Origin of the sequence: Streptococcus sp. HMSC034B05, assembly GCF_001809055.1 — a bacterium.
Taxonomy (GTDB): domain Bacteria; phylum Bacillota; class Bacilli; order Lactobacillales; family Streptococcaceae; genus Streptococcus; species Streptococcus constellatus.
The window spans coordinates 70,094-88,297 of record NZ_KV795612.1; the positions used below are offsets into that span (position 1 = coordinate 70,094).

Annotated in this window: 20 protein-coding genes and 3 pseudogenes; all 23 read left to right on the forward strand. The window is 35.9% G+C overall.

Annotated features, from left to right (window positions below; genetic code table 11):
• The first annotated feature begins 109 nt into the window (after positions 1 to 109).
• Positions 110 to 1,393 (forward strand): 3-phosphoshikimate 1-carboxyvinyltransferase, encoded by a 1,284-nt coding sequence (gene aroA, locus HMPREF2542_RS05645; protein ID WP_070484495.1) that lies wholly within the window; start codon positions 110 to 112, stop codon positions 1,391 to 1,393.
• The gene (locus HMPREF2542_RS05650) at positions 1,386 to 1,862 is read left to right on the forward strand and encodes a shikimate kinase (protein WP_003073063.1); all 477 of its coding nucleotides are present in this window, start codon (positions 1,386 to 1,388) and stop codon (positions 1,860 to 1,862) included. Before aroA ends, HMPREF2542_RS05650 begins: the two co-directional genes overlap by 8 nt.
• Positions 1,859 to 2,692, forward strand: a complete 834-nt coding sequence (pheA, locus tag HMPREF2542_RS05655) for a prephenate dehydratase (RefSeq protein WP_070484499.1) — start codon at positions 1,859 to 1,861, stop codon at positions 2,690 to 2,692. Before HMPREF2542_RS05650 ends, pheA begins: the two co-directional genes overlap by 4 nt.
• Positions 2,693 to 2,704: 12 nt before the next feature.
• A complete protein-coding gene (locus HMPREF2542_RS05660) occupies positions 2,705 to 4,039 on the forward strand; it encodes an LCP family protein (protein WP_058669671.1) in 1,335 nt (444 codons plus the stop codon).
• 73 nt (positions 4,040 to 4,112) lie between these two features.
• Positions 4,113 to 5,744, forward strand: a complete 1,632-nt coding sequence (rlmD, locus tag HMPREF2542_RS05665; protein ID WP_070484502.1) for a 23S rRNA (uracil(1939)-C(5))-methyltransferase RlmD — start codon at positions 4,113 to 4,115, stop codon at positions 5,742 to 5,744.
• An 18-nt stretch (positions 5,745 to 5,762) separates the two neighbouring features.
• On the forward strand, positions 5,763 to 6,044 hold the full coding sequence (locus HMPREF2542_RS05670) for a CD1845 family protein (protein ID WP_020998785.1): 282 nt from the start codon (positions 5,763 to 5,765) through the stop codon (positions 6,042 to 6,044).
• A gap of 76 nt (positions 6,045 to 6,120) precedes the next feature.
• Positions 6,121 to 7,158: a DUF6017 domain-containing protein gene (locus HMPREF2542_RS05675; RefSeq protein ID WP_070484505.1), complete on the forward strand. Its 1,038-nt coding sequence runs from the start codon at positions 6,121 to 6,123 to the stop codon at positions 7,156 to 7,158.
• Positions 7,158 to 7,643, forward strand: a complete 486-nt coding sequence (locus tag HMPREF2542_RS05680; RefSeq protein ID WP_020998783.1) for a PcfB family protein — start codon at positions 7,158 to 7,160, stop codon at positions 7,641 to 7,643. The genes HMPREF2542_RS05675 and HMPREF2542_RS05680 overlap by 1 nt, the downstream gene beginning before the upstream one ends.
• Positions 7,640 to 7,969 (forward strand): annotated as a pseudogene (locus HMPREF2542_RS05685) (type IV secretory system conjugative DNA transfer family protein); the annotation flags it as partial. The gene HMPREF2542_RS05680 and the pseudogene HMPREF2542_RS05685, both read left to right, overlap by 4 nt.
• Before the next feature lie 59 nt (positions 7,970 to 8,028).
• A complete protein-coding gene (locus HMPREF2542_RS05690; RefSeq protein ID WP_070484510.1) occupies positions 8,029 to 9,867 on the forward strand; it encodes a DUF4368 domain-containing protein in 1,839 nt (612 codons plus the stop codon).
• Positions 9,868 to 9,947: 80 nt separating this feature from the next.
• Positions 9,948 to 10,139, forward strand: a complete 192-nt coding sequence (locus HMPREF2542_RS05695) for a transposon-encoded TnpW family protein (protein ID WP_003031519.1) — start codon at positions 9,948 to 9,950, stop codon at positions 10,137 to 10,139.
• Between the two features lie 96 nt (positions 10,140 to 10,235).
• The gene (locus tag HMPREF2542_RS05700) at positions 10,236 to 10,664 is read left to right on the forward strand and encodes a VOC family protein (RefSeq protein ID WP_003031522.1); all 429 of its coding nucleotides are present in this window, start codon (positions 10,236 to 10,238) and stop codon (positions 10,662 to 10,664) included.
• Between the two features lie 20 nt (positions 10,665 to 10,684).
• A pseudogene (locus HMPREF2542_RS05705) lies at positions 10,685 to 11,004 on the forward strand (TfoX/Sxy family protein).
• A 55-nt stretch (positions 11,005 to 11,059) separates the two neighbouring features.
• Positions 11,060 to 11,431, forward strand: a complete 372-nt coding sequence (locus HMPREF2542_RS05710; RefSeq protein ID WP_003030991.1) for an EXLDI protein — start codon at positions 11,060 to 11,062, stop codon at positions 11,429 to 11,431.
• Positions 11,432 to 11,600: 169 nt separating this feature from the next.
• Positions 11,601 to 11,918, forward strand: a complete 318-nt coding sequence (locus tag HMPREF2542_RS05715; RefSeq protein WP_004804145.1) for a DUF3847 domain-containing protein — start codon at positions 11,601 to 11,603, stop codon at positions 11,916 to 11,918.
• Positions 11,919 to 12,162: 244 nt separating this feature from the next.
• Complete coding sequence (gene mobQ / locus HMPREF2542_RS05720; protein ID WP_049476796.1) at positions 12,163 to 13,623, forward strand: MobQ family relaxase; 1,461 nt, start codon at positions 12,163 to 12,165, stop codon at positions 13,621 to 13,623.
• Between the two features lie 61 nt (positions 13,624 to 13,684).
• Positions 13,685 to 14,104 (forward strand): nuclear transport factor 2 family protein, encoded by a 420-nt coding sequence (locus HMPREF2542_RS05725; protein ID WP_003030827.1) that lies wholly within the window; start codon positions 13,685 to 13,687, stop codon positions 14,102 to 14,104.
• A 12-nt stretch (positions 14,105 to 14,116) separates the two neighbouring features.
• Positions 14,117 to 14,734 (forward strand): SAP domain-containing protein, encoded by a 618-nt coding sequence (locus tag HMPREF2542_RS05730; RefSeq protein WP_003030821.1) that lies wholly within the window; start codon positions 14,117 to 14,119, stop codon positions 14,732 to 14,734.
• 143 nt (positions 14,735 to 14,877) lie between these two features.
• Positions 14,878 to 16,344 (forward strand): annotated as a pseudogene (locus HMPREF2542_RS05735) (VirD4-like conjugal transfer protein, CD1115 family); the annotation flags it as partial.
• Positions 16,345 to 16,507: 163 nt separating this feature from the next.
• Positions 16,508 to 16,819, forward strand: coding sequence for a single-stranded DNA-binding protein (locus tag HMPREF2542_RS05745; RefSeq protein WP_070484513.1), 312 nt, complete (start codon positions 16,508 to 16,510; stop codon positions 16,817 to 16,819).
• Between the two features lie 3 nt (positions 16,820 to 16,822).
• Complete coding sequence (locus tag HMPREF2542_RS05750; RefSeq protein WP_003042805.1) at positions 16,823 to 17,038, forward strand: Maff2 family mobile element protein; 216 nt, start codon at positions 16,823 to 16,825, stop codon at positions 17,036 to 17,038.
• 19 nt (positions 17,039 to 17,057) lie between these two features.
• A complete protein-coding gene (locus HMPREF2542_RS05755; RefSeq protein WP_070484516.1) occupies positions 17,058 to 17,921 on the forward strand; it encodes a VirB6/TrbL-like conjugal transfer protein, CD1112 family in 864 nt (287 codons plus the stop codon).
• Positions 17,922 to 17,938: 17 nt separating this feature from the next.
• Positions 17,939 to 18,202 carry a conjugal transfer protein gene (locus tag HMPREF2542_RS05760; protein ID WP_070484519.1) on the forward strand — a complete coding sequence of 88 codons (264 nt, stop codon included), beginning with the start codon at positions 17,939 to 17,941 and terminating at the stop codon, positions 18,200 to 18,202.
• Positions 18,203 to 18,204 lie beyond the last annotated feature (2 nt).

An 18,204-nucleotide genomic window follows, 5' to 3' on the forward strand; every position in this document is an offset into this window, starting at 1 on the left:
GGTTGAGGGCAAGTAGAATCTGAAGAAATGAAGTCTTCTCCCACTCACTTTTGTTTCCCTCCTTTTTTTATGGTACAATATGTAAAAAGGATCAGGTATGAGGTTTTCTATGCAATTACGAACAAAGGCAAGTGGGTTAGCAGGGTGCATTCATGTGCCAGGGGATAAGTCTATTAGTCATCGCTCAATTATATTTGGTAGTTTAGCTAAAGGAGTCACAACGATTCATGATATTTTGCGAGGGGAAGATGTTCTATCCACCATGCAAGTCTTTCGCGATTTAGGTGTTCAGATTGACGATGATGGCAATGTAGTAACGATTCACGGGGTGGGTTTTGCTGGCCTTAAAGCTCCGACAAACACACTGAACATGGGAAATTCTGGCACCTCCATGCGCTTGATTTCGGGCGTACTGGCTGGACAGGATTTTGCAGCAACAATGGTTGGCGATGATAGCTTATCGAAACGTCCTATGGATCGTATAACAATTCCTCTCCGTCAAATGGGAGTCCAAATCGCCGGGCAAACCAATCGTGATCTGCCGCCGCTTACAATTCATGGAAATAAGACCTTACAACCAATTCATTATACATTACCTGTGGCTTCTGCTCAGGTTAAGTCTGCTTTGATATTTGCTGCTTTGCAAGCTCGAGGTGAGTCCGTCATTCTTGAAAAAGAGATGACCCGCAACCATACAGAAGATATGATTGAGCAGTTCGGTGGTCAGATTTTTATCAATGGTAAGGAAATTCGTATTCAGGGTGGACAAGAGTTTATAGGACAGAATGTTGTAATACCAGGAGATATTTCTAGTGCAGCTTTCTGGTTGGTGGCAGGACTTATTGTTCCAAATTCTAAGATTATTTTGAAAAATGTTGGAATCAATGAAACGCGGACTGGCATTTTGGATGTCATTCAAGCAATGGGTGGGAAGTTAAGTGTGGCGGATATAGACAATATTGCTAAGTCTGCAACTATGACGGTGGAAACATCTGAATTAGTTGGCACAGAAATTAGTGGAGAAATTATCCCACGCTTGATTGATGAATTGCCCATCATTGCACTTTTAGCTACTCAAGCTAAGGGGCAAACGGTCATTCGTGATGCAGAGGAACTAAAAGTAAAAGAAACAGACCGTATTCAAGTTGTGGCAGATACACTAAATAGCATGGGAGCCGATATTACTCCGACAGAAGATGGCATGATCATCAAAGGGAAAAGCCCTCTTCATGGTGCTAAAGTGAATACATTTGGCGATCATCGAATTGGTATGATGGCAGCTATTGCAGCTCTTTTGGTAAACGACGATCAAGCAGAACTGGAACGAGCCGAAGCTATCAATACGAGTTATCCGAATTTCTTTCATGATTTGGAGGATTTACTTCATGCCTAAAATTTTGATTGGTTTCATGGGGGCTGGAAAATCAACAATTGCTAGCTTGTTAGATGAGAATTTTATTGATATGGATGAGTCTTTGTCAGAAAAACTAGAGATGCCGATTAAAGAATATTTTGAGCGGTATGGTGAAGAAGCTTTTCGACAAAGAGAAAGTGAATTATTAAAAGAATTGCTGCAGTCAGAACAAGTCATCTCAACCGGTGGCGGAATCGTAAGCAGTATTCAAAATCGCAAGTTATTAAAACAAAATCCTGAAAACATTTATTTGAAAACGGATTTTGAGACACTTTACCAGCGCCTTGAAGAAGATCAGAAACACCAGCGCCCGCTTTATTTGAACAATAGCAAAGCTGATTTAAAAAGTCTTTTTAATCAACGTCAGGCTTGGTATGAAGAAGTAGCTACAAAAGTTATTGATGTGACTACTTTGACACCGAAACAAATTGTGGAGGTGTTGCAATGAAAATTGGATTTTTAGGTCCGAAAGGGTCTTTTTCTCATCATGTGGCACAAGAAGCCTTTCCAGCAGATACTTTAGTTGCTTTTGAAAATATCACAGAAGTTGTAAAGGCTTATGAGATAGGTGAAGTAGATTATTCTGTGGTGCCGGTTGAAAATTCAATTGAAGGCAGTGTCCATGAAACATTGGATTATCTTTTTCATCAGGCTGCCATTTATGCTGTGGCGGAAGTTGTGCAACCGATACAACAACAGCTATTGGTCACAGCAACTGATAAGCCAGTAGAAAAAATCTTTTCTCATCCGCAGGCAATTGCGCAAGGCAAAAAGTATATCCGTCAGCATTATCCACAAGCTAAAATCGAAATAACAGCTAGCACAGCTTATGCAGCCCGTTTTGTGGCTCAACATCCTGAAGAAAATTATGCAGCCATTGCTCCTAAAACTGCAGCCAGTGAATATGATTTGCAGATTATTGCAGAAGATATTCAAGAAATGGATGAGAATTTCACTCGTTTTTGGTTGCTTGGACAGTCAATCTCGGATTTGCCATTGTATCCGAAGGAAAAGAAAATGACGCTTGCTTTAACTTTGCCAGATAATCTACCTGGTGCTTTATACAAAGCCCTTGCAACTTTTGCATGGCGGGGAATTGATTTGACAAAGATTGAAAGCCGTCCATTGAAGACAGCTTTGGGAGAATATTTTTTCATTGTGGATATCAATAATGAAAAAGCGAATTTGGTATCATTTGCGATAAAAGAGTTAGAAACAATTGGTATTACTTATAAAATTTTAGGAAATTATACTGTTTATACCATTTCAGAAAAGTAGATTGGAGAAATCATGGGTAAAAAATCTGATAATCTCAGCCACCATGAGCAGTTGAGACTGGACTATCTTTACAAAAATATCCATTATTTAAATGAACGCGAGAAAAAAGAGTATCAATATCTTCTTAGCAAGCAAGAAGGAAACCAAACAATAGAGCCAGCTCGAGCAGTGAGAAGTAACTTTTCTGACCAACAGGTTCCTGAGAATTTTGGCTATACTGAACAAGGATTACCTCAATATCCAGAAAGAAGTCGCCGTAGTAAACGATCTAAAATTGAGCGCATACCAAACTATACAACCGAAAATGTAGAAAATCTGCCCAAGCCTAAAAAGGAAAAACGACATAGAAAATTACGTGTGAAGCGGATTCTAGGTTGGTTAGCACTTTTTGTGGTGTTGATTATTGGAGGGATGCTTTTTATGTTTATAAAAGGCTTGAACACCTCTAAAAGCAATCCAAATGCAAAAGCTGCTCAAACAGAGATTTTTCATGGGAAAGATACAAAAGACGGCGTGAGTATACTTATTTTGGGTACAGATGGACGAATTGGGCAATCTTCTTCTGAAACGCGGACAGATTCGATCATGGTCTTAAATGTCGGTGGAAAAAATAAAAAAATGAAACTCGTCAGTTTCATGAGGGACACGCTCGTTCACATTGATGAAGTCAGCCAAGGATCGGGTTATGATCAAAAGTTAAATGTAGCGTATGCCATTGGAGAGCAAAATAAGAATCAAGGCGCTGAATTAGTACGCCAAGTGTTAAAAGACAACTTTGATATTGACATTAAATATTATGCCTTGGTTGATTTTTCGACCTTTGCAACAGCGATTGATACACTTTTTCCAAATGGTGTTGAAATGAATGCGAACTTTTCAACTATCAATGGCGAAAAAGTGAGTGAAGTTCAGGTGCCGGATGATCTTAATATGAAAGACGGCGTGGTTCCAGAGCAGACGATTAAGGTTGGCAAACAACGAATGGACGGTCGTACGCTTTTGAATTATGCGCGTTTCCGTAAGGATGATGAGGGAGATTTTGGACGTACACGTCGCCAGCAAGAGGTGATGAGTGCGATTATTCAGCAAATAAAAGACCCAACGAAACTGTTTACAGGATCTGAAGCACTTGGAAAAGTCTTTGCGTTAACTTCGACAAATATTCCCTATAGCTTTTTACTAACACATGGCTTATCTTCTCTTACCAATGCTCGTAATGGTGTTGAAAAGATGACTATTCCTAAAAATGGTGATTGGATAGATGCCTATGATATGTATGGTGGTCAAGGATTGCTTGTTGATTTTGAAGCTTATAAGACTAAATTAGCAAAACTTGGACTCAGATAATGATATAATAGAAAGTGATAATTCTGTCGCTTTCTTTTTTTGGGAAATGGCAGAGCAGATAGAAAGAGAAAATATGTTAAAAAAGAATGATGTGATAGAAGTTGAAATTGTAGATTTGAGTCATGATGGTGCAGGAATAGCTAAGGCAGAAGGCCTGGTTTTCTTTGTGGAGAATGCCCTGCCGGGCGAGCTCATCCGCATGCGTGTGCTCAAGGTCAATAAAAAAATCGGCTTTGGTAAAGTAGAGGAGTTTCTTCGCACTTCAGACCAGCGTAATGAGAATCTTGATATGGCTTATCTGCGTACGGGAATTGCGGACTTGGGACATCTGAGCTATCCATCCCAGCTGGCCTTCAAACGCAAGCAAGTCAAAGACAGTCTCTATAAGATTGCTGGTTTGTCCAATGTGGAAGTGTCGCCGACACTTGGTATGGAGCGGCCACTGGCCTACCGCAATAAGGCTCAGATACCTGTTCGTCGTGTCAATGGACAATTGGAAACAGGATTTTTCCGCAAAAATTCCCATGACCTCCTGCCGATTGAAGAGTTCTATATTCAGGATCCAGTCATTGACCAAGTTATCCTCTTTACACGTGACTTGCTCCGTCGCTTTGACCTTAAACCTTACGATGAGCAGGAAAAGACTGGTCTCATTCGCAATCTAGTTGTTCGCCGTGGCCATTATTCTGGTGAAATCATGGTGATTTTGGTGACAACCAGGTCCAAGATTTTCCGAGTGGAGCAGCTGATTGAGCGTTTGGTAGAGGCCTTTCCAGCTATCGAGTCCATCATGCAGAATATCAATGATCAGAATACCAATACTATTTTTGGAAAAGACTGGCAAACGCTTCACGGTCGAGACTATATCACAGACCGCATGCTGAATAATGACTTCCAGATTGCTGCGCCAGCCTTTTACCAAGTTAATACCGAGATGGCAGAAAAGCTTTATCAGACAGCCATTAACTTTTCCGAGCTGGCCGCAGATGATGTGGTGCTTGACGCTTACTCAGGCATCGGGACTATCGGTCTGTCAGTCGCTAAGCAGGTCAAGCAGGTCTATGGTGTAGAAGTGATTCCAGAAGCTGTCGAAAATAGCCAAAAGAATGCGGAAATCAACGGCATTACTAATACCCATTATGTTTGTGATTCAGCAGAAAATGCTATGGCTAACTGGAGCAAGCAAGGCATCAAACCAGACGTTATTCTGGTTGATCCACCACGAAAAGGCTTGACAGAAAGCTTCATCGAATCCAGTGTTAGTATGGAACCAAAGAAAATTATCTACATATCCTGCAACCCAGCAACCATGGCGCGTGACATCAAGCTCTACCAAGAACTGGGTTATAAACTGAAGAAAGTCCAGCCGGTTGACTTATTTCCTCAAACGCATCATGTGGAAACGGTAGCATTATTGTCCAAACTTGATGTCGATAAGCATATAGAAGTTGAAATTAAGCTTGATGAGCTTGATTTGACAAGTGCTGAAAGTAAAGCGACTTATGCACAAATCAAGGAATATATATTGGAAAAGTTTGATTTAAAGGTTTCGACACTCTATATTGCACAGATTAAAAAGAAATGTGGAATTATACTGAGGGAGCATTATAATAAATCAAAAAAAGAGAAACAGGTTATTCCACAATGCACACCGGAAAAAGAGGAAGCTATCATGGATGCGTTAAAGCATTTTAAAATGATTTAGTAGAAATGGAGGGTATTTATGAGATGGATAATAAAAATAATTTTGTTTCCAATAATATTACTTCTATCAATACTAATTTCTTTTCTAAAATTCATAATCAGCGTTAGTGGAATGATTTTAGGAATATTATCATTCTTAGTGGTATTAGGTTCGATTGCAGCACTTGTGCAAAAAGACACAACTACTTTTATTCAAGCACTGATAATAGCATTTTTGATAAGTCCCTATGGATTACCTAAAATTGCATTATGGGTTACAGCATATATTGAATTTGCAAGAGATAGATTGAAAGAAATATAAAGAAACTAATGAGGCGATAGATAAAATACTATCGTCTTTTTTCATGCTAAAAATTGAAAAGAAAGGAGGCGACGATATGAGTATGTATTTATTTGATGAACAGCCTATTGTTGCAAATAAAGCATTAGCAAGAGCATTAGGGTTAAATGAAGCCTTAGTATTGCAACAGATAAACTATTGGATTGAGATAAATAAGAAGTCCGGTAAAAACTATCATGATGAGAAATATTGGACATACAATTCTATAAGGGCATGGCAAGAAAATGATTTTGACTATATGAGTGTTGATACAGTAAAACGAACTTTTGCCAAACTTGAAAAGGCGGGTTATCTTTTGGTTGGAAACTATAATAAAGATCCAAGAGATAAAACAAAATGGTATACGATAAATGATGAAAAATTAGAAGAATTATATCTTGAATTGAATAAGAAAAAGCTGGAACATGAAAGAAGCATTTTAGAGAAAGAAAGTCAAAATACCATGCACAATGCATTAGGGCAAAATGCACCAATGGAAGATGGCAAAATGCACCAATGCAATGATGCATATAGCACTGATGCATTCAATGAAAATCTACCAACGCATTATGGCAACTTGCATGAACCGTTACCAGAGATTAATACAAAGAATTCATCAAAGAATACTTCATATATTTCTTCAGGGACTTCCTCCCACCTACCCATCTATGAAGATAAAGATTTGTACACGATGGGCGGATTGGATGGAGGGAATAAAAAAATAAAATCATATCAATCCTGTTTAGAAGAACTTAGAGAAAGTACAGGATATAACGAATATATGGAATTGGGAAATAAGATTATTGCACGAACATACGATGAAATTATTAGAGTTTTAGCTGATGTAATGATATTAAATGCAGATGATACAGTTACTATCAACCAAACAAAGTTACCGGCATATATAGTTCAAGAGAGGTTTAGAAGTTTAGATTCATCGCATATGGAGTATCTTGTAAATGCGTTATCAGAAAATGAAGCCAAAATAAGAAATGTTAGGGCATTTATTCTAACCGCAGCATACAATGCACCAAGTAATATGGATGCCTATTATACGGCACTTGTTAGCTATGACATGAGGGAAGGAGGACTTTGATGATAAACGAAGAAATTGCAAATAAAGTAGTAAGTATTGAAATAAATGTTTTAAAAGCAACATATCAAGAGATATTAAATAATATCAATAAATTGCATCATCGATCGAAGCAACATGGAGGTTTTGGGAAATTAATTAAAGCTGAAGGTAATGAAGTAAAACTTAAAGATATGGTTAAGAAAGGACAGCTTGAAGAAATTCCGGTAGAAGAGGCGGAGCTTAAGGAACTGAAAAAAGAGCTAAATAGATATGGTGTTAAGTTTTCAGTCATGAAAGATAAGGAGAGTGGGAAATACTCAGTATTCTTTCAAGCTAAAGATATAAAGGTTATGGACAAAGCCTTTAAACACGCCCTCTCAGAATCAGAAAAGAAAACGGAAAGGAAAGAGTCCATTCATAAGAATATTGAGAAGTTCAAAGAGATGGCAAATAACTCTGTTTCAAAGGATAAAATCAAGAATAAACAAAAGGAGCAGAGCCTATGATAGATAAGATATTAAAGGACATCAGAGGCTTATTTAAGGTGCAGGATAAGGCGAAATTTGCAAAGCAAAACATTCCCTATCTTGCATTTTTCTATTTAGGAAACATCTTTTCCCATCATGTAAGAAGCTATGTTGGAGGAGATGTGATAGATAAAATATTTCAGGGGATATTGGAGCTTAACACAATGAGCTTTCTTCCGAGTATTCATCCGGCGGATATTTTAATAGGTATAGGAATGGCTACTTTAATCAAATTCGTTGTCTATACAAAAGGGAAAAACGCTAAAAAGTTTAGGCAGGGAAAAGAGTATGGATCGGCAAGATGGGTTGCATAATATTAACTGAACAGGAGTGATATATAGACACGAGAAAAGGAGGATATTGCATGATAGAATATCATAATAAAATCACAGCACTATACTCCCGCCTTTCAGTTGGTGATGAAGATAGAGACGGTGGCGAGAGTAATAGTATTGTCAATCAAAAAGCATTTTTAGAAAGATATGCAAGAGGTAAAAAGCTGATAAACATTCGCCATTATATCGACGATGATGAAAGCGGTAGGTTCTTTGACCGTTCAGCTTATACACAGATGATAAGCGATGTAGAGCAAGGCAAAATCGGAATTGTAATCATGAAAGATATGACGAGATGGGGAAGAGATTATCTTCAAGTAGGAAATGCGATGGAGATATTCAGAAGAAACAATGTACGCTTTATCGCCATCAACAACGGTATAGATAGCATTGACCAAAATACATTGGAATTTGCCCCATTTATCAACATCATGTCAGAGTGGTATGCAAGAGACATCAGCAAGAAAGTAAAGACAGGAATTAAGACAAAAGGAGCAAACGGAAAGCCTGTCGCAACAGAAGCCCCATACGGCTATATAAAAGACCTTAAGAACAAAGATTATTGGATAGTCGATAAAGAAGCTGCCGAAGTTGTAAAACTTATTTTTAGGCTATTTATGGAGGGAAAAAACAGAAATCAGATAGCTGTTTATCTGAAAGAAAAAGAAATACTAACCCCAACCTTTTATATGAAACAGCAAGACAGAGGAACAGCCAAAAGCAGACCCCTAAACGAAGAAAACAGATATAACTGGAACAAAGCAACCATAACACGCATACTGAAAAGACAAGAGTATTGTGGCGATGTAGTCAACTTCAAGACCGAAAAGCATTATAGGGATAAAAGAAACCATTATGTAGATAAAAGCAAATGGCAAATAACAGAAAATGTGCATGAGCCGATAATAGATAGAACTACCTTTGAAAATGTAGAGCGTATGTTAAAAAATGCACCTGTAAAAAGACCAAATGGAGATGGAGAAATTCACGCACTTTCAGGCTTGATGTACTGTAAAGATTGCGGAACAAAAATGCACATTCGCACCATACACAAAAACAAAAAAGTACAGCATGTAACCTATTGCAGTGAATATGCCAAAGGAAAAGCAAAGCACCCAAAATGCAATTCTCCACATCGTATTGATGTCGATGAAGTTATGGAAAATATTGCAGAAGTCTTACGAAAGATAGCACAATATTCCTTAGAAAATAAAGCAGAGTTTGAAAAGCTTGTAAAAGAGAGTCTGTATAAAGAGCAGACGGAAGAAGTCAAGAAAAATCAAAAGCGTATGCCCCAAATCACAGACCGAATGGAACAGATAGAAAGAGTGATGAATAAGCTCTATGAAGATAATGCACTTGGAAATATGGATACAGAACGCTATGAGCAGTTATCAAGAAAGTATGCAGAAGAATATTACACCTTAAAAGCAGAAAAAGAAGAAATCAAAGAACGCTTATCCGAATGCGAAAATGCAAATCAAAGGGCAAAGAAATTTATCAGACTGGCAGAAAGCTATTCAAACTTTGAAGAACTTACCCCAACTATTATCAATGAGTTTATCAGTAAAATTGTTGTGCATGAAAGAGATGTAAAAAGAGCAAAATATGTTGTTCAGCGAATAGAGGTTTATTTTAACTATATCGGAAAATTTGAAAATGAACTTACAAAACAGATAGAGCCGACAAAAGAAGAAATGCTACAAATGAGGGAAGAAATAGAAGAAGCAAAGAGAGAAAAATCACGAGCTTATCATAGGGCATATTCTAAAGAGTATCGAGCCAAAAACATCGAAAAATGTCGAGAGTATGAGAAATTAAAAGCAAGAGAATATCGAGCAAAAAAGAAATTACAGGCAACAACTTAAAACTAAATATCAACCAATCGCAAAAGAGGTTTCCTAATTACAGGAAATCTTTTTTTGTGCAAGTCGAAAGGAGGAACTAAATGGCAGAAAATGAGAAAACAGATATTAAAGAAATACAGGCAGAACAACAAGCACTCCACCCAAAGCCTGACGGTATTCTAACAAAAAAGATAAATGGAAAGACCTTTGTAACAGAGATATATTTTGATAAAAAGAGTAAAGAGACATTTCAAGATAAGCTGTTCAAAGTAATATATTCAAAGGGCAAATAGTAGTGAGTAGGGAAATCTGGCAGTAGAAAAAATGCCTAAAAAATGCTATAATATCAATAACTATTAAGAGAGAAATAACGAATTAAGGAGGTAACAATGAACAAAATTACTTGTATTTGTTTAGGTGTTAAAGATATGGAAAAGTCAATCAAGTTTTATAGAGATGGTTTAGGATATAAGACTGATTGCAAAGAAAATAATCCGGCGGTATGTTTTTTTGATACTCCGGGAACAAAGTTCGAACTATTTCCTTTGGAACAATTAGCAAAAGACATTGATGAAAATAATCCGCCAAAAGGAAATGGATTTTTCGGAATTACATTAGCTTACAATGTTGAACATAAAGAAGATGTTAATAGTGTAATTGACTTAGTACGCAATATTGGTGGAACCATTGTAAAAGAACCGCAAGATACTTTTTGGGGTGGATATCACGCATATTTTTCGGATTTAGATGGATATTATTGGGAAGTTGCATGGGGTCCAAATTTCAAGTTTGATGAAAATGGACTATTGAAATTTTAGTAATTAAGGGAGATAGAAAAATGGCTTCAAGTAAAAATATTTAGATTTCATTTTAGAACAACTATCCGAGTTGGAAGAAATAACATATAGATTAATGATGGGCGAATATATTGTTTATTATCGCGGAAAAATTGTTGGTGGAATTTATGATGATAGGTTTTTAGTGAAGCCTGTTAAATCTGCAATAGCATATATGCCAAATGCAAAGTATGAGTTACCATATGATGGAGCAAAGGAAATGCTATTGGTAGATGATGTTGACAACAAAGAATATTTAACAGGGTTATTCAATTCTATGTATAAAGAATTACCGGCACTAAAAAGAAAAAATGAACGGTAAATCAAAGCGGTATAATATTTTTCTGTATAGGCAACAAGTTTAAGGAGGAAAGATTATGGATTATAAAGAAATAAAGCTTAATGTTTCAAATAATAAAATTAAAGAATATAAGCAATTTGAGGGCTTAAAATTATATTCTGATATTTTTAAATCTGAAGATGAAAAGGTATTGATTAACAAAAGAATATATGTTACAAAAAAACAGAATTATGTTTATTACGAAAGAACAGATGTAAATTGGAATTATTGGTCAAGCGAAAGAAATTATAATTCAACATTTAATCCGGAGAATGATAGTAAACACAACATTATATTTGAAGTTTCATCAGAATTAAGCGATTTTATTAAATATTTGGGAGAAGAAATAATTCGGAAGATTGAATTGAAACAGCACAATGGAGAAATTGTTGAGATATTAGATATTTGATTGTGTTATGAAGAATGAAGCATTGACTGAAAATATAATATCTACTCAAGCACGTAAAATTTCTATTTTTAGTAATATCGATTAAATAAAAAATAGTATAAAAACAGTAAATCAAAAAAGGTTTACTGTTTTTTTATTTGCTAAAAATAGAAAGAGAGGAAACGAGAAAATGAAAAACATTGAAGAAAAAATCTTAATGGCAGATGAAGAAATCAAGCAGTTACAAAATAAAAGAAAAAAACTCATCAGTCAACAGAAACAGGAAGAAAGAAAAAAGAGAGATAAAAGGATATATGAAAAAGGAGCAGTCTTTGAAAGTATATTTATAGAAAGTAAAAATCTAACCAAAGATGAATTTTATCAGCTAATTACATCTTTAATTCGTAAGGAAGAAGCAAATCTCAAAATACAAAAAATTATAGAAAGCAGAGAAGAAACAGAAGTAGAGAATGCAGAAAAAGAAGATGAAGAAACGGAGATAGAGTAATAGTCCCTTGCTTACAAGGGCGCACTTATACACCCTAAAGGGTGCGTGCGTTCTCCGAAGGCTCTTGCAGAGGGCATATCAGCTAACGCTGATATAGGGGAGCTACACTCCCCTACGGAAATAAATTTCCTACCCCTTGTGTACTTCCCAAAAGAAATCGGATAAAAAGCTATCCGATTTTTTTAGGAAGTCTTATCTATCGCCACCATAACCATATCGAAAAATGGAAAGGAGGTTTTTTCTTATGGCGATATATCATCTTAGCATAAAGATTATTTCAAGAGGCAAAGGCAAAAGTGCAGTTGCAGCTTCTGCTTATCGTAGTGGCGAAAAGATAAAAAACGAGTATGACGGCATAGTCCATGACTTTACAAGAAAAGGCGGAATAGCTCATACAGAAATTCTTTTGCCAGAAAATGCACCACAGGAATTTTTAGATAGAGGGACATTGTGGAACAGTGTTGAGAAAATAGAAAAGAGTAAAAATTCCCAACTTGCAAGAGAAATTGAAGTTGCATTGCCTAAAGAATTGGATAGAGAAAAACAAATAGAACTTATTAGAGAATATGTAAAAGAAAACTTTGTAAAAGTCGGTATGTGTGCCGATATTGCCCTACATGATAAAAATGACGGAAACCCACATTGTCATATCTTACTTACTATGCGACCACTAAATGAAGATACAACATGGGGAGCAAAATCAAAAAAGGAATATATCCTTGATGAAAACGGAGAAAAGATAAAACTCAAAAATGGCAATTACAAAACAAGAAAAATCAATACAACAGATTGGAACGAGCAAGACAAAGCAGAAGAATGGAGAAAAGCATGGGCAGACATTACAAACAAATATCTTGAAGAAAACAGTATACAGAACAAAGTGGATCATCGCTCTTATCTAAGGCAAGGAATAGAACAAATACCGACCATTCATTTAGGAGTATCAGCAACCCAAATGGAGAAGAAAGGCATAGCTACAGATAGAGGGAATATCAACCGAGAAATCAAACATCAAAATGCAATTTTAAGAGAAATCTCAAGAAGAATAAAAGCCTTGTTAAATTGGATAAGAGGAATAGGAAAAGAAGAAAAAGCAGAAAACGAAAATACAAAGTCCACCCTCCCACCTAAAGAAAATCTGTTATCATTTTTTGAAAATCTTATACATAAAAACGCAGATAAGAATAATGCAGACTTAGAGAAATATATTGAGAGTTATCAATTACTCAAAGAAAAAAACATTACAAGTATCAATCAATTAAAAGAGAGCATCACCGATTTACGAGATAAGAACTACAAGACCACAAGAGCCTTAAAAGATACCGAGAAAAAGATTGATGATAGAATACAACTCATAGACCAATCAGAAAAATATTTGAAGAATAAAGACACCTACAAAGTCTATGCAAAATTAAAGAAAAGTAAACAGGAAGATTTTTATAACGAGCATACGGCTGAGCTTATTTTATTTGAAAGTACTAAGAAATATTTGAAAGACTATTTAGGAGAAAGTAAAACCTTAGCCATCAGTAAATGGAAAACAGAAGTTAGCACTTTGAAGAAAGAGAAAAAGAGCCTTTACAATCAAATATTAGAGATAAGAGAAGAAGTAGAACAAGCAGAAAAAGTTAAGACCTGTATAGAGCAGTTACAGGAACAAAAAAGGCAACTATCACAGGTAAAGAGGAATGAGTTAGACCTATAAAATCAATCGGAAAAATGGTATAATTATAAATAGTTATTTGATTTTGGAGGAGGTTAAATTTATGAATGAAAGAGAGAAAATCATTCGTTTATGGTTTGACATGTGGCTTACACAACAAGACTTAGGGATAGATGAAATTTTTTCTGATGATGTAATTTATATTGAGAGTTGGTGTCCTAAGTATGAAAACCGTCAAACAGTAAAGCACTGGTTTAACGAGTGGAATACAAGAGGAATAGTGCTTGCGTGGGATATAAAGCAATTTTTTCATAAGGATAATCAAACTATTGTAGAATGGCACTTCAAAAATAAAATGAATGAGGGGAAAGTTGAAGAATTTGACGGTATTTCTTTGATTGTTTGGACAGTCGATAATAAGATAAAAGCATTAAAAGAGTTTGGCTGTAATTGCAATAACTACAATCCTTATAAAGAGAGTGAAACACCCTTATTTAGAGATGAAAAAGCAAATTGGTTTTGAGGAGATAAAATATTGATAGAAAGTAGACCTGAGTTTGATAAAATTACATCGTTTGATGAATTTAGTAAATACTATTGGTATCGTGAAGAACTTTCACAGATATGCAAGTCATTAGGATTAGAATATAGAGGTATAAAACAAGAACTCAATTATATTATTGAGCAGTACTTTAAGGGCAATTTGATTAAAAAATCATCAATAAAAAATGAAAAGAAACAAGTAGAAACTATTACCTTAGATACGCCATTACTTGAATGTGGGTTCTCCTTTAACACACAATTTAGAGAATATTTTTCAATTTTAACAGATGTTTCACCATTTAAATTTACTGCTGATATGGCTACTGCTTGGAGAAAAATAAAAAGAGAAAATGATTTGAGTTTTACAATTCAAGATATGCTGAAAGTTTATTATGGAAAATCGGATTATGCCAAGTATGATAATTCGGTTTGTCAATGGAATCAATTTTTAAAGGATTTCTGTGCAGATGAAAATAGTTGCAACTATTCAAATAAATTAAAAGTAGCTTCCATTCTTTGGAAAGAAGTAAGAAATTCAAGAAATGAAAAAATTTATTCAAAGAATCTTTTGACTGAATATGCTCATAAAATAAAAGAGTATTGCAAGTAGGATATTTTCAGCTTGATAAACTAACAATTTAATAAAAACTAACACATGAACAGTAAATCAAAAAAGGTTTACTGTTTTTCTCTGCCCAAAAGAAAAAAGCCTTATAGAAAAAGCATCCATATATATAAAAAGGTACTTGACAAAACGCTTCCTGGGGAACTAAAAAAGATATAGAGCCATATATGGATGAAAAGTTTCAAAATAATATCCTGCTTACGCAAACAGAACGCCTAACTATGAACGGCAGACCGGCTAATCCAAAGTATGCAAGGAATAAAAATGTACTTGTTATCGGTGGATCCGGAAGCGGAAAAACCCGATTTTATGTCAAACCGAACTTAATGCAAATGCACTCTTCATATTGTGTTACAGATCCTAAAGGAACAATAGTCATTGAGTGTGGCAAGATGCTTGAAGATAACGGCTATGAGATAAAAATCTTAAATACTATCAACTTCAAAAAGAGCATGAAGTACAATCCCTTTGCTTATATCCGTTCTGAGAAAGATATTTTGAAACTCGTTCAGACAATCATTGCAAATACTAAGGGCGAGGGAGAAAAAGCAGGTGAAGATTTTTGGGTCAAAGCTGAAAAGCTCTACTATACAGCCCTTATCGGCTACATCTTCTATGAAGCTCCAAGAGAAGAAAAGAACTTTGCAACACTTCTCGATATGATAGACGCTTCAGAAGTTAGAGAAGATGATGAAACCTATATGAATCCGATAGACAGACTCTTTGAAGCACTGGAAAAGAAAGAGCCTACACACTTTGCAGTGAAGCAATATAAAAAGTACAAATTGGCTGCGGGAAAAACGGCAAAATCTATTCTTATCTCTTGTGGTGCAAGGCTTGCTCCATTTGATATTAGGGAACTTAGGGACTTGATGAGTGAAGATGAACTTGAGCTTGATACACTCGGAGATAGAAAAACGGCACTCTTTGTTATTATCTCTGATACAGATGATACCTTTAACTTTGTAGTATCCATTATGTACTCACAACTTTTTAATCTCTTATGTGATAAGGCAGATGATGTATACGGCGGACGATTACCTGTCCATGTGAGATGCTTGCTTGATGAGTTTGCGAACATTGGTTTAATACCTAAGTTTGAGAAGTTAATTGCAACAATCCGTTCAAGAGAAATATCAGCAAGCATCATACTTCAAGCACAATCTCAGCTAAAGGCAATCTACAAGGATAATGCCGATACAATCGTAGGTAACTGTGATAGTACCTTGTTTCTTGGTGGCAAGGAAAAGACCACATTAAAGGAACTTTCTGAAACACTGGGAAAAGAAACGATAGATTTATATAACACATCGGAAACAAGGAGTAATCAAAAGAGCTTTGGACTTAATTACCAAAAGACAGGTAAGGAGCTTATGAGCCAAGATGAGATTACCGTAATGGACGGTAGCAAATGTATTTTTCAGCTTCGTGGTGTCAGACCATTTCTATCAGACAAATTCGATATTATAAAGCATAAGAACTATAGATTACTTGAGGACTATGATAAGAAGAATTTGTTTGATATAGAAAGCTATATGAAGCGAAAAGGAAAAGCAAAATTAAATAGAGAAACGGTTATTACAAGAATGCAGTAAGTCTTAAAAAGATTTGCTGTTTTTTTATTCAAAATCAGGAGGCAAGATGATAAGGATCAGAAGTCCCACTAAGAAAAAACTAAATAGAAAGAGTATCAGCGATTGGAAAAGTAATACTTCTGGTCGCTTTTTTTATTGAAATGAAAAGGAGAAATTTAAAAAGATGAAACAAGAAATGATTAACATCAACGCCAACTTAGTGGCGGAACCTACTTTCTCAAACTTTGAAAAAGACGGAGAAACGGTAGAAGTTGCAAACTTCACGCTTGTAAAAAAGTACGGTAAGGGTAAGGAGTACATCAACTGTGCAGCCTATGGAGAAAAAGAAGAGAAGGCAAAGGACTTTGAAAAAGGTGATTTAATCCATATCTTTGGCTACTTTAAGAAGCGTGAAAAAGAGGGAAAGACTTACAAAAACTTTGTAGTGAAGTCCTACAACAAAATTGAAAAGAAAGAAGAAAACGAGGAGGAATAACTTATGGCATTTTTTACACAGGCAGTTAATGTATTAAAGATTTTGGTTATGGCAGTAGGTGCAGGACTTGGAGCATGGGGTGTTATCAACCTGATGGAAGGATATGGTAATGACAATCCCGGTGCTAAGAGCCAAGGTATTAAGCAGCTTATGGCAGGTGGAGGTATCGTTCTTATCGGACTTAAGCTCATTCCACTACTTGCGGGTGTACTCAATTAAGAAGAAAAGGAGAGCTTAGATGTTTGGAATATTCGACAAGATAGAAGAATTCTTTAAGGAGCTTCTACTGGGCGGTATCCAAGCAAACTTAGAGTCCATGTTTCTTGATATCAACGACAAAGTTGGTGCGGTTGCAACAGATGTAGGTAAAACGCCTATGGGGTGGAACGGAGATGTATTTGCCTTTATCAAAAGCATTAACGATTCCGTTATCATTCCAATAGCGGGACTAATCATCACAGCAGTTCTTTGTATCGAGCTTATCAATATGGTAATGCAAAAGAACAATATGCACGATACAGATACCTTTGAATTTTTCAAGTACATCATCAAGATGTGGATTGCTGTATGGTTAGTATCCCATGCCTTTGAGTTTTCGATGGCGGTTTTTGATGTGGCACAGCACATGGTAAATAAGGCGGCAGGGGTTATAAACACCTCTGCTACCGTTTCCGGAGATCAGATAGTGGCAATGATGGATACCCTAAAAGAAAAGGGGCTTGGAGAACTTGTCATGATTCTCTTTGAAACCTCACTCATCAAGGTTGCTATACAGGTAATATCCGTTGTGATTATGCTTGTAGTTTACGGAAGAATGTTTGAGATTTATGTTTACTCATCGGTTTCAGCCATTCCATTTGCCACAATGGGAAACAAGGAGTGGGGACAGATTGGAACAAACTACATCAAAGGACTATTTGCACTTGGACTACAAGGACTCTTTTTAATGGTTTGTCTTGGAATTTACGCAGTTTTAGTTAAGACGATTAAGATAACAGATATCCACATAAGTACAATGACGATACTTGGCTATGCGGTTTTGCTGGGGTTAATGATGCTAAAGAGCGGAACACTGGCCAAAAGCATATTAAATGCACACTAAAAGAAAGGAAAGATAGTATGAATAAAAGAAAAACAGTATTTACAGCAGTAGTAATTGGAGCGGGTATTATGGCGATAATTGATAGGATCAGGCTTCATAATAAGGTGGAAGAATTGGAAGAAAAAACAGAGGACATTGGTCGCTGCCATAACGATTTTTACCTAATGCAGCAAAGATATAACAAAAGTACGAATGAACAGATAGAGAGTATTCAGGAAGAAATCGGCTCTGTATATGAACACTTTGAGGAGCTGTCAAAGGGTAAAGAAGATGGGAGGTAAGA